This is a genomic window from Micromonospora sp. NPDC003776, assembly GCF_053605645.1.
The window spans coordinates 1-11153 of sequence record NZ_JBSGJR010000185.1; the positions used below are offsets into that span (position 1 = coordinate 1).

General features: G+C 72.7%; 12 protein-coding genes. 8 read left to right on the top strand and 4 right to left on the bottom strand.

Going from position 1 to position 11153, the window contains the following annotated elements:
* Nucleotides 1–22: 22 nt before the first annotated feature.
* Nucleotides 23–1342 (bottom strand): ABC transporter substrate-binding protein, encoded by a 1320-nt coding sequence (locus ACWEVO_RS16995; RefSeq protein WP_452308477.1) that lies wholly within the window; start codon nt 1340–1342, stop codon nt 23–25.
* 154 nt (nt 1343–1496) lie between these two features.
* Here ACWEVO_RS16995 and ACWEVO_RS17000 point away from each other — a divergent pair, with 154 nt between their 5' ends.
* The 6 genes from ACWEVO_RS17000 to ACWEVO_RS17025 all read left to right on the top strand — a co-directional run bounded on the left by ACWEVO_RS17000 (nt 1497) and on the right by ACWEVO_RS17025 (nt 5483).
* The gene (locus ACWEVO_RS17000) at nt 1497–2330 is read left to right on the top strand and encodes a phosphoribosylaminoimidazolesuccinocarboxamide synthase (protein WP_452308478.1); all 834 of its coding nucleotides are present in this window, start codon (nt 1497–1499) and stop codon (nt 2328–2330) included.
* A 159-nt stretch (nt 2331–2489) separates the two neighbouring features.
* On the top strand, nt 2490–2987 hold the full coding sequence (locus ACWEVO_RS17005) for a SigE family RNA polymerase sigma factor (protein ID WP_452308479.1): 498 nt from the start codon (nt 2490–2492) through the stop codon (nt 2985–2987).
* A complete protein-coding gene (locus ACWEVO_RS17010; protein ID WP_452308480.1) occupies nt 2984–4108 on the top strand; it encodes a hypothetical protein in 1125 nt (374 codons plus the stop codon). The genes ACWEVO_RS17005 and ACWEVO_RS17010 overlap by 4 nt, the downstream gene beginning before the upstream one ends.
* Nucleotides 4109–4197: 89 nt before the next feature.
* Nucleotides 4198–4662 carry an SRPBCC domain-containing protein gene (locus ACWEVO_RS17015; protein WP_452308481.1) on the top strand — a complete coding sequence of 155 codons (465 nt, stop codon included), beginning with the start codon at nt 4198–4200 and terminating at the stop codon, nt 4660–4662.
* The gene (locus ACWEVO_RS17020; RefSeq protein WP_452308482.1) at nt 4659–5024 is read left to right on the top strand and encodes an ArsR/SmtB family transcription factor; all 366 of its coding nucleotides are present in this window, start codon (nt 4659–4661) and stop codon (nt 5022–5024) included. Before ACWEVO_RS17015 ends, ACWEVO_RS17020 begins: the two co-directional genes overlap by 4 nt.
* 15 nt (nt 5025–5039) lie before the next feature.
* Entirely contained in the window at nt 5040–5483 is a 444-nt protein-coding gene (locus tag ACWEVO_RS17025) for an SRPBCC family protein (RefSeq protein WP_452308483.1), read from the top strand.
* A gap of 61 nt (nt 5484–5544) precedes the next feature.
* On the opposite strand, the gene ACWEVO_RS17030 is transcribed toward ACWEVO_RS17025, so the two are convergent.
* Complete coding sequence (locus ACWEVO_RS17030) at nt 5545–6930, bottom strand: endo-1,4-beta-xylanase (protein ID WP_452308488.1); 1386 nt, start codon at nt 6928–6930, stop codon at nt 5545–5547.
* A gap of 438 nt (nt 6931–7368) precedes the next feature.
* Nucleotides 7369–8856, bottom strand: coding sequence for a glycerol kinase GlpK (gene glpK / locus ACWEVO_RS17035; protein WP_452308484.1), 1488 nt, complete (start codon nt 8854–8856; stop codon nt 7369–7371).
* A 65-nt stretch (nt 8857–8921) separates the two neighbouring features.
* On the opposite strand from glpK, the gene ACWEVO_RS17040 reads away from it, so the two are divergent.
* Nucleotides 8922–9860, top strand: coding sequence for a ribose-phosphate diphosphokinase (locus tag ACWEVO_RS17040; RefSeq protein ID WP_452308485.1), 939 nt, complete (start codon nt 8922–8924; stop codon nt 9858–9860).
* Between the two features lie 13 nt (nt 9861–9873).
* On the opposite strand, the gene ACWEVO_RS17045 is transcribed toward ACWEVO_RS17040, so the two are convergent.
* Nucleotides 9874–10341 carry an ATP-binding protein gene (locus ACWEVO_RS17045; RefSeq protein WP_452308486.1) on the bottom strand — a complete coding sequence of 156 codons (468 nt, stop codon included), beginning with the start codon at nt 10339–10341 and terminating at the stop codon, nt 9874–9876.
* A gap of 115 nt (nt 10342–10456) precedes the next feature.
* On the opposite strand from ACWEVO_RS17045, the gene ACWEVO_RS17050 reads away from it, so the two are divergent.
* Nucleotides 10457–11153 (top strand): DUF5931 domain-containing protein (locus tag ACWEVO_RS17050; protein ID WP_452308487.1); only part of this gene is annotated, 697 nt, incomplete at its 3' end.

Here is an 11153-nt window from a genome sequence, read left to right on the forward strand (position 1 = left end):
GGCTCGCCGGGCGCCCGGCGGGTCACGCGGCCAGCGCCGCGTTCGCCTGCCCCATGAATTTCGAGGTCGCCGCCCGGGCCCCGGACCGCTTCGCGCGGATGCTCTCGGCGGCGGCGATGAGCAGGGCACGTACCCGCGCGTGGCCCTTGGGTGGCGGCGCCGGTGCCGGACCCATGAGGTCGGCGAGCTCGTTGCCGAGGGCCACGAGCCGCCGCTGGGTGCGGTCGGTGGTGCCGTCGGTGACGAACCGCCGCACGGACAGGTTCGGGTTCAGCCCGCGCTCGGTGCCCAGGATCCGGCCGGCCGCCACGTTGTTGGTCAAGAAGTTGATCACGTCGGCGACCACCCCGGGCTGCCGGGTCCCCCGGAACCCGGCCCAGTACATCGACGCTCGTGGCCACTGCGCCGCCAGGGCGCCCGGCAGGGCGGTCATGCCCAGCTCGTCGTGGGTCAGCCGCTGGAGTTCGGGGAACTGGTGCGACCAGGCGAAGGACGCCGCCGCGTGCCCGGTGACCACCAGTTGCCGGGCCGGCTCGCCGGTGTCCGCCAGCTCCACCAGGGTGGCGCTCGGCGTGGCGCGGTCGTACCGGGCCACCTCCCAGAACTCGAACCAGTCGAGCAGCTCGGCGGAGCTGAAGCCGAGTTGCCGGCCCTGGTAGAGCTCCCCACCCTGGCCGCGCAGCCACAGCCAGAGCGCCCGGTAGTCGCCGGAGGGATCCATCGTGCCGGCGACCCGGCTGCCCGAGGCCCGGGTGACCCGGGCGGCCCAGCGGACGTACTCCGTCCACGGCATGCCGCTGTGCGGTTCCGGCACCCCGAGGCGGCGCAGCTGATCGCGGTTGTAGACCAGGGCGGCGTTGGTCTGCGCCGCCGGAACCGCCACGATCCGCTCGTCCACCCGGCCGTACCGGGCCAGGTTCTGGGGCAGTTCATGCAGGTCGAGCCGGTTGTCGGCGACGTACGGGCTGAGGTCGAGGGTGATCTCGCGGCGGGCGTACTCGGTCAGCATGGTGTCGTCGACCTGGAACAGGTCGGGCACGTTTCCCCCGGTGGCCTGGGTGGCCAGCCGGTCGTAGTAGCCGGTCAGGCCCTGCCAGGTGACCCGGAACCGGACCCGGGGATTCTGCTGCGAATAGAGGCGCAGCGCCTTCTCGGTGGCCTCGGCCCGCTGGTTGCCGCCCCACCAGAACACGGACAGCTCGACCGGCCCGTCGTCGACCCGGGCCTGCTCCTCGGGAGAGCAGCCGGCCACCCCGCCGCCGAGCAGCGGTAGCCCGGCCAGCGCGCCGAGGAGCCGCCGCCGGTCGAGGCCGGGACGGGACGCGGGCTGCGGAGCGGGCACGGGCGGCCTCCTGGGCGGGCGGCGGCGGACGGACCATTTACACAGGGCCCGGGTGGGGGTGTCAACGTCCGATCCGGTGCGCCTGCGGCCGGGGCCGGTGGGAGGGCCGGTGGCCGCGCCGGGCGGGGCGCCGCTCCCATGGTGTACTAGCGCCGTGGAACTTCTGCACTCGGGCAAGGTTCGGGACGTCTACGCCGACGGCGAAGACCTGATCCTGGTCGCTTCCGACCGGATCTCGATCTACGACGTGGCGCTCCCGACCCCGGTCCCGGACAAGGGTCGGCTGCTCACCGCGCTCTCGCTGTGGTGGTTCGAGCAGCTCGCCGACCTGGTGCCGAACCACGTGATCTCGGCGACCGACGTGCCCGCGGAGTTCGCCGGGCGGGCGATCCGCTGTCGGCGGCTGGAGATGGTGCCGGTCGAGTGCGTCGCCCGGGGCTACCTGACCGGCGGCGGCTTCGCCGAGTACCAGCGCACCGGCGCGGTCTCCGGTGTGGAGCTGCCCCGGGGCCTGGTGGAGGCGTCGATCCTGCCCGAGCCGATCTTCACCCCGTCGACCAAGGCGCCCAAGGGCGAGCACGACGAGCCGATCACGTACGCCCAGGTGGTCGACAAGGTCGGCGCGGAGACCGCCGAGCGACTGCGGCAGATCACCATCGACGTCTACCGGCGCGGCGCGGAGATCGCCGCCGACCGGGGCATCCTGGTCGCCGACACCAAGATCGAGCTGGGCTGGGCGCCGGACGGCACGCTGGTCCTCGCCGACGAGGTGCTCACCTCCGACTCGTCCCGCTTCTGGCCGGCCGAGTCGTACCAGCCGGGGCGGGCCCAGTTCTCCTACGACAAGCAGTACGTCCGCGACTGGGCCACCGACAGCGGTTGGGACCGGCAGCCCCCGGCCCCCGAGGTGCCGGCGGAGGTCGTCGAGGCGACCCGGGCCCGCTACGTCGAGGTCTACGAGAAGCTCACCGGCGAACGCTGGAGCTGACCGCCGCGCCCCGAGGTGATCGTCGACCCGGATCGCGGCGGCCCGGGGTGGGCCCGCGCCCGTAGGCGGCGCGTTGCCGCACGTCGCGCCTGAGCAGAACATCCTGCCCGCGCATGCAGCGGATCCGGCCGCCCGTGGCATCTAACGGGTGGAGGTGCCATGCAGCCGACGTTCGAGGAGTTCGTGACCGCCCGGGGGCAGGCCCTGCTGCGGTTCGCGTTGATGCTCACCGGTGACCGGCACCAGGCCGAGGACCTCGTGCAGGCCGTCCTGGCCAAGGCGTACGTCCGGTGGTCGCGGGTGGCCGCGATGAGCCGGCCCGAGGCGTACCTGAAGCAGGTGCTGGTCAACGAGAACCTGCGCTGGTGGCGGCGGCGCTCGTCGCGGGAGACGCCGGTCGCCGAGCCGGGCGACGGCCCGGGCGGGACCGACGGGGCCGGGGCGTACGCGGCGCGCGAGGCGGCCTGGGCCCTGCTGGGCCGGCTGCCCCGCCGGCAGCGCGCGGTGCTGGTCCTCCGCTACTACGAGGACCTCGCCGACGCGCAGATCGCCGAGATCCTCGGCTGCACCCCGGGCACGGTGCGTTCCCAGGCCGCCCGGGCCCTCGCCACGCTCCGGGCCATGGTGCCCACGATGGATCGGGAGGCGCTGCCATGAGCCGCTACGACGTGGAGGATCTGGTCCGGGACGCGTTCTACGGCCACGAATCGGAGCTCGACGACCGGCAGTCGGGGCTGGTCGGGGCGGTGCGGGCGCGGGTGGCGCGGCGTCGTCGTCGGGCCCGCGCGGCGGCCGTCGGGGCGGCCGCCGCCGGCGTGCTGGTCGCCGTCGGGCTGGTGCCGGTGTTCACCCGCGACCGCCCGCCCGCCGCCGAGCAGGCCGCCGAGCGTCGGGCCGCCGAGGACCGGGCGGCGACCGCGGACTGGCGCTGGGAGAGCGCGTTGGGGGCGGAGATCCGGGTGCCTGACTCCTGGGGGGTCAACGACTTCGGTTGCCTGTCGACGGACAAGCCGACCGTCGTGCGGGCCGGTGGCGGCCCACAACCTGCCTGTGGTCGGCAGGAGGCGGTGACGAAGGAGGTGGCCTTCCTGGGCATCAGGGCCGAGCGGCAGTCCGACGTGGCGCTGCCCGGTCATCCGGTGACCGTCGGCGGCGAGCCGGCCGTGCGCGCCGAGGGACGGCTGCCGGACGGCCGCTGGGCGGGCTCCGTCGAGGTGGCCTCCCGTGCGGTCGCGGTCACGGTGCGGACTCTCGACCAGGCCACCACCCGCCGGATCCTGGACAGCCTCCGGCTGGTCGAGACCGACCACGCCGGCTGCGCCGCCCGCCGTCCGCTCGCGCCGTCCGGGCAACCGGGTGCCCAGGCCAGCGGGACGTCCTCGGGGACGTCTTTCGTTCCGGCCGCGCCCACCTCGATCGGGATCTGCCGGTACCCGGGGGAGTTCGGGCCGTCGTTCCAGGACCGACTGCTGGGCTCGGTCCGCCTGACCGGGGGCGAGGCCAAGGACCTGGCCGCCGCGCTCAACGCGGCCCGCCCCGGGGTCAACGCCGGACACGCGGCGGCCTCCTGCGTCCGGCCCGACCCGTCCCGGTACGACGTGCTGCTGCTGGTCGACGGCGGGGACGGGGAGACCCGGGTACGGGTGCGCTTCAGCGGCTGCGCCGAGCTCGGGCTGGACAACGACGCACGCCGGGCGCAGCTCACCATGCGGCTGCTCGCCCAGATCATGCGGCCGTTGCACGTCGGCTACGGCGTGAGCGTCGACCTGCCCGACTGACCGAAGCCACTAGACGCAACCAACAGTTGCGCATCCTGGTCGCGTCGGCTAGCGTGATGTGCAACCAAACGTTGCGGAAGGTGGCGGCCGTGGAGCACGGAACAATCGAGCGGGAGATTCACATCGACGCCTCACCCGAGGTCGTCTTCGACGTGGTGAGCAGTCCGGAGCACCTGCGCGAGTGGTGGCCGGACGAGGCGGAGTTCCCGGCCGTGCCGGGGGGAGCGGGGCGGATCGGCTTCGGCGACTGCGCGCAGGGCGGCGGCACCTGGGTGCAGTTCCAGGTCGTCGACGCCGTGCCGCCGCGGCTCTTCTCCTTCCGCTGGACCCACGAGGAGGGAGAGTCGCCGGCCCAGGGCAACTCGTTCCTGGTCGTCTTCGAGCTGGAGCCCGCGGGGAGCGGGACACTGCTGCGGATGACCGAGAGCGGCTTCCGGGAGCGCGGCTGGGACGAGGCCAAGGTCGCCGCCGAGTACGCCGACCACGTCAGCGGCTGGGACCACTTCCTGCCGCAGCTGCCGGTGTACGCCGCGAAGGTCGGGGCCCGCGCGTGAGCGTGCTGGTGGACGACGACCTCTGGTCGGCGGTCGGCGACCCGACCCGGCGCCGGATGCTCGACCTGCTGTTGAGCGAGGGCAGCGGGACGGCGACCAGCCTGAGCGAGCACCTGCCGGTGACCCGTCAGGCGGTGGCGAAGCATCTCGTCGTCCTGGACCGGGTCGGCCTGGTGCGCGCCACCACCGCCGGCCGGGAGAAGCAGTTCCGGGTGGACGAGGCGCAGCTCGCCCGCGCCGTCGCCCAGCTCGCCGACGTCGGCGCGGCCTGGGACTCCCGGCTCCAGCGCATCAAGCGCATCGCCGAGACGATCCAGCGCGGCCGGGACACGAAGGACAACGACACCGGGCGACAGCGGTAGAGAGAGGAACACGAAATGGTGGACATCCTGCACCGCATCGGCGTCGAGCGGTCCTCGCCCGAGCGGGTGTACGCGGCACTCACCACCCTGGACGGCCTGGCCGGCTGGTGGGCCGAGAAGACGTCGGGGGAGACCGACCCCGGCGGCGTGATCGAGTTCCGGTTCGGGCCGGGCGGCATCGACATGAAGGTCGCCGAGCTGGAACCGGGCCGGCTGGTCCGCTGGGAGGTCGTCGGCGGTCCGCCGGAATGGCTGGGCACCACCGTGCGGTGGGACCTGCGCCAGGACGGCGACTACACGATCGTGCTGTTCCGGCACGAGGGCTGGCGCGAGCCGGTGGAGTTCATGCACCACTGCAGCACCAAGTGGGCCACCTTCCTGATGAGCCTCAAGCAGCTCCTGGAGACCGGCGAGGGTGCTCCCGACCCACGTGACGTGCGGATCAGCGACTGGCACTGACCGGGTGTCGCGGGACGGTGTGGCGGCAGGTGCTGCCGCCACACCGTCGTCGACGATCGGGTCAGTTCAGGCTGAATTTCTGATTGGCCTGTCCGTTGCAGTCGTAGATCTGGATCTGCTGACCGTTGCCGGTGCCCCAGACGTCGAGGCAGCGTCCGGACTGGACTCCGGTGATGGTGCCGTTGGAGTTGACGTTCCACTGCTGGTTGGCCTGCCCGCTGCAGCTCCAGATCTGCACGGCCGAGCCGTTGCCGGACCCGGCGGCGTCCAGGCACATGCTGCCGTACACGGTCAGCTGCCGGCTCGACGTGAGGGTCCACGCCTGGTTGGGCTGGCCGTTGCAGTCGTAGAGCTGGACCCGGGTGCCGTTGTTCTGCGACGCGTTCGGCACGTCGACACACCGGCCGGACTGGGCGCCGATGATGCGCTTCGCTCCGCCGGGTGTGGCCGAGGGCGACGGGGAGGTGGTCCCACCGGTCGGGGTCGGCGAGGACGTCGCGGGCGGGCCGGCGGAATTGAGGACGTTCAGCACCGAGCTGTAGGCGGCCTTCTTGTTGCCCCCGCCGTCGAACAGCAGCGGGTTCTCACTGGAGCGCCACGAGTCGCTGTCCCGTACGCCCCAGACGGTGATGCCGACGCAGCGGGGGACGTTGACGCAGGCCTGGGTCAGCCCGGCGTACTGGGTGGTCGACGCGTTGGTGACGTCGACCTCGGTCAGGGCCACGTCCACGCCCAGGGCGGCGAAGCTCGACAACGTGGTCTGGAAGTTGCTCGGCAGCGAGCTGCCGCCGGTGAAGTGGGTCTGCAGGCCTACGCAGTCGATCGGCACGCCGCGAGACTTGAAGTCCCGGATCATGTTGTAGACGCCCTGCGTCTTGCCGTAGGACCAGTTCTCGATGTTGTAGTCGTTGTAGCAGAGCTTGACCGACGGGTCGGCGTTGCGGGCGGTGCGGAACGCCACCTCGATCCAGTCGTTGCCGGTGGCCTGCAGGTTGGACTGCCGGCGGCTGCCGTCCTCGTTGAAGGCCTCGTTGACGACGTCCCAGTAGGCGAGCTTGCCCTTGTAGTGGGCCATCACGCCGTTGATGTGATCGATCATCGCCTGGCGCAGGGTGCTGCCGCTGAGGCTCTGCATCCAGCTCGGCTGCTGGGAGTGCCAGGCGAGGGTGTGGCCGCGGACCTTCATGCCGCGCTGGGTCGCCCAGTTGTAGATCTGGTCGCCGGCACTGAAGGTGAACTGGCCGCGCTGGGGCTCGGTGGCGTCCGGCTTCATCTCGTTCTCGGCCGTCACCATGTTGAACTCGCGTCCGGCGATCGTGGTGTACGTGGAATCACCGAGCCGGCCCGCGGCGAGCGCCGTGCCGAAGTACCGGCCCGACTGTGCGGCCGCCGCGCCCAGGGTGCTGGCGGCGGCGCTCGCGTCGGGGATCACCATCACCACACCCATTGCCGCGGCGACGGCCGCGACGGTGCCCCCGATCAGCAGCCGGACCCGCAACGAGCGGCTCCGCAGGGAGCCGGCGGGGTGGACAGGAGAACTGGTTGCCACGATGGCCTCCTTCCTCGGTTCTGCGTCCTGGTCACCGAGCACCACCCGCGTGGTGGGCCGCAGCCGCCGACAACCCGGACCAATGAATGATGGGCTTCAATGCGACGTCATGCTGGCACGGCGGCGGTCGGGGAAACAAGAGTTTCCGGAATACTTTCGGCAGGCGTCGATGGCCGCACGGCCCCTAACGGCAGCTGACTACCGGAGCTACCAGCGCATTTGCTGCCCGCGACGATGGGTAGGCGCGCGATCGGCCGCCGGGAGAGTCGGCTGGATGATGATCTGCCGGGACGCCAGCCCGAAACTTCCGGGCCTGGGTCGGCGAATGTTCCAGACTCAGTCGGTCACCCAGTCGAGGGTCCGCTGCACCGCCTTGCGCCAGTTGCGCAGCTCCCGGTCGCGGTGCGTCGGGTCCATGGTGGGCTCCCACTGGGCGTCCGAGCGCCACTGCTCACGCAGGGTGGCCAGGTCAGGCCAGAAGCCGACCGCCAGGCCGGCCGCGTACGCGGCGCCGAGGCAGGTGGTCTCGGTGATCCGGGACCGGACCACCGGCACGTCGAGCACGTCGGCGAGGAACTGCATGAGCAGGGCGTTGCCGGTCATGCCGCCGTCCACCCGTAGCCGCCGCAGCGCCACGTCCGAGTCGGCGTTCATCGCGTCGACCACCTCGCGGGTCTGCCAGGCGGAGGCCTCCAGCACCGCCCGGGCCAGGTGGCCCTTGGTGATGTAGCCGGTCAGCCCGGCGATCACCCCCCGGGCGTCGCTGCGCCAGTGCGGCGCGAAGAGCCCGGAGAAGGCCGGCACCACGTAGCAGCCACCGTTGTCGTCCACGGTGCGGGCCAGCTCCTCGACCTGCGGCGCGGTGGAGATCAGGCCGAGGTTGTCGCGCAGCCACTGCACCAGCGAGCCGGTGACCGCGATGGCGCCCTCCAGGGCGTACACGGCGGGTTGGCCGTCGATCTGGTAGGCGACCGTGGTGAGCAGGCCGTGCCGCGAGGCGACCGGGCTGGCGCCGGTGTTGAGCAGCAGGAAGCTGCCGGTGCCGTAGGTGCACTTGGCCTCGCCGGGCTGGAAGCAGGTCTGTCCGAAGAGGGCGGCCTGCTGGTCGCCGAGTGCGCTGGCCACCGGCACCCCGGCGAGCACCCCGTCGGCGGTGCCGTAGACCTCCGCCGAGCAGCGGATCTCCGGCAGCATCGCGGCCGGCACCCGCAGCGCGTCGAGCAGCTCCGGGTCCCAGTCCAGGGTGGCCAGGTCCATCAGCATGGTGCGGCTGGCGTTGGTCACGTCGGTGACGTGCCGGCCGGTCAGCTTCCAGATCAGCCAGCTGTCCATCGTGCCGAAGAGGACCTCGCCCCGCTCGGCCCGCGCGCGCAGCCCGTCCACGTGGTCGAGCAGCCAGCGCAGCTTCGGGCCGGCGAAGTAGGTGGCCAGGGTCAGGCCGGTGCGGGCGCGCAGCCGCTCCTCGTCGTACGCCTCGGCCAGCTCGCGCAGCAGCGGGCCGGTCCGGGTGTCCTGCCAGACGATGGCCGGGGCGACCGGCTTTCCGGTGGCCCGGTCCCAGACCACCGTGGTCTCCCGCTGGTTGGTGATGCCGACGGCGACCAGCCCGTCCGGCCCGGTGCCCGCGGCCGCCAGGGCCTCCACGACCACCTGCTGCACGTTCGCCCAGATCTCCTCGGCGTCGTGCTCGACCCAGCCGGGCTGCGGGAAGTGCTGCCGGTGTTCGCGCTGGGCGACGGAGACGATCTCCCCGGCCCGGTCGAAGACGATGCACCGCGACGAGGTGGTGCCCTGATCGATGGCGGCGACGAACTCTCCGGTCACGGCAGCACCGTACCCGCCGGGAGCGTCCACCGCCTCCCCCCGGACCACCCGTACGATCAACAGACGTGCGTGACATTGCCGTGTTCAGCGGGACCGCCCACCCCGAGCTCGCCGCCGAGATCTGCGCCCATCTCGACGTCCCGTTGCACCCGGTCCGGGTGTCCCGGTTCGCCAACGACTGCCTCGAGGTGCAGTTGCAGGCGAACTGCCGGGAGCGCGACGTCTTCCTCATCCAGCCGCTGGTGCCGCCGGTGCAGGAGCACCTGGTCGAGCTGCTGCTCATGATCGACGCCGCGCGGGGCGCGTCGGCCGGCCGGATCACCGTGGTGTTGCCGCACTACGCGTACGCCCGGTCGGACAAGAAGGACGCGCCGCGCATCTCCATCGGCGGTCGGCTGGTGGCCGACCTGCTCACCTCCGCCGGGGCGGACCGGGTCCTCGCGATGACCCTGCACTCGCCGCAGGTGCACGGCTTCTTCAGCGTCCCGGTCGACCACCTGCACGCGCTGCGCGAGCTGGCCGCCCACTTCATGGGGTACGACCTGGGCAACGCGGTGGTGGTCTCGCCGGACCTGGGCAACGCCAAGGAGGCCGCCGCGTTCGCCCGGATGCTGGGCACCCCGGTGGCGGCCGGCGCCAAGCAGCGGTTCAGCGACGACCGGGTCAAGATCAGCACGGTGATCGGCGACGTGGCCGACCGCGACGTGATCGTGCTGGACGACGAGATCGCCAAGGGCAGCACGGTGCTGGAGCTGATGGCCCACCTGCGCGAGCGGAAGGTCCGCTCGATCCGGCTGGCCTGCACCCACGGCCTTTTCTCCAGCGGCGCGCTGGAACGGCTCAGCGCGCAGGACGGGGTGCTGGAGATCGTCTGCACCAACACGGTGCCGATCCCGGCGGAGAAGCGGGTGCCCAAGCTGGAGGTGCTCTCGGTGGCGCCCGCGCTGGCGGAGGCGATGCGCCGGATCCACAACGGCGAATCGGTGAGCGCCCTGTTCGGCTGAGCGGGCGGCCGGCTCAGGCCTCGGTGGGGCGGACGGCGGGCTGCCGGGCGACCAGCGCCGCGGTGATCCGGACGATGGTGCCCGCCTCGCCGCTCTCGACCGCCATGGTGTCGCTCAGCTCCCGCGCCAACCAGAGGCCCCAGCCGCCGGCCTTGTCCGGGGCGGGGCGGTTGTGGTCGCTGAGCCGCTGCACGCTGATGCCGTGACCGTGGTCGGCCACCTCGCAGACCAGTTCCGCGGCGTCGCGCCAGAGGCGCAGCCAGCCGCGGCCGCCGCCGTGCCGGACCGCGTTGGTGATCAGCTCGTTGACCGCCAGCACGAAGTCGTCCAGCCGCTGGCCGCTCAGCCCGGAGGCGTGCGCGCAGGAGGCGACCGAGTGCCGGAGCTCGGTCACCTGGGCCTGGCCGAAGGCCTCGGTGATGAGGAGGGAGGGTTCGATGGGCACAACCGTACGCGGTGCGGGGGGTTCTGCGTTCGTCATGGCCCCGTCCCGGCGGTTGGTCTCGACGATTTTCGCGGCATTTCCACCGTACGTGAGGGTTTCCCGCGCCGCACCCGCCGCCCCGCCCGGTGCCGGCTGTGGCATGGTGGCCCGCATGCCGTCGTCCCCGGGTGGCCTGGAGGGCCCGCTCTGGCGGTCCATCGCCGTGTTCCGCTTCGCCTCGCTGGCGTACGTCGGCGTGCTGGTCCTCCGCGACAACCACCGGTACGCGCACCCGCTCGCCGCCGGCGGCGTACTCCTGCTCATGCTGGCCTGGACCGGGGCGACCGCGGCCGGCTACGCGCGCCCGGCCGGACGGCGCTGGCCGCTGCTCCTCGCCGACCTCGGCGTGGTCCTGGCGATCATGCTGGCCACGCCGTGGGTGATCGGCCGCGCGGCGCTCGCGGCCGGCGTGCCCACCCTGACCGTCGCCTGGCTGGCCGGCCCGGTGCTGGCCTGGGCGGTCTCCGGCGGCCGGCGGCGCGGCGCGGTCGCCGCCCTGATCCTCGGCGGGACCGACCTGGCCACCCGGGAACGGATCAGCCAGTCCTCGCTCACCGGGGTGATCCTGATGCTGCTCGCCGGGGTGGTGGTCGGGCACGTGGCCCGGCTCGCGGTCACCGCCGAGGAGCGGCTGCAGCGGGCGGTGGAGCTGGAGGCGGCCACCCGGGAGCGGGAGCGGCTGGCCCGGGACATCCACGACTCGGTGCTCCAGGTGCTCGCGCTGGTGCGGCGGCGCGGCGCGCAGCTGGACGGGGAAGCGGGCGAGCTGGCCCGGCTGGCCGGCGAGCAGGAGGCCGCACTGCGCGCCC

What these genes read in the sequence shown, in the direction of transcription:
- ACWEVO_RS17045 (WP_452308486.1), bottom strand. Translation starts at nt 10,341, where the DNA reads ATGACGAACGCAGAACCCCCCGCACCGCGTACGGTTGTGCCCATCGAA.
- ACWEVO_RS17030 (WP_452308488.1), bottom strand. Translation starts at nt 6,930, where the DNA reads ATGGGTGTGGTGATGGTGATCCCCGACGCGAGCGCCGCCGCCAGCACC.
- ACWEVO_RS17005 (WP_452308479.1), top strand. Translation starts at nt 2,490, where the DNA reads ATGCAGCCGACGTTCGAGGAGTTCGTGACCGCCCGGGGGCAGGCCCTG.
- ACWEVO_RS17010 (WP_452308480.1), top strand. Translation starts at nt 2,984, where the DNA reads ATGAGCCGCTACGACGTGGAGGATCTGGTCCGGGACGCGTTCTACGGC.
- ACWEVO_RS17025 (WP_452308483.1), top strand. Translation starts at nt 5,040, where the DNA reads ATGGTGGACATCCTGCACCGCATCGGCGTCGAGCGGTCCTCGCCCGAG.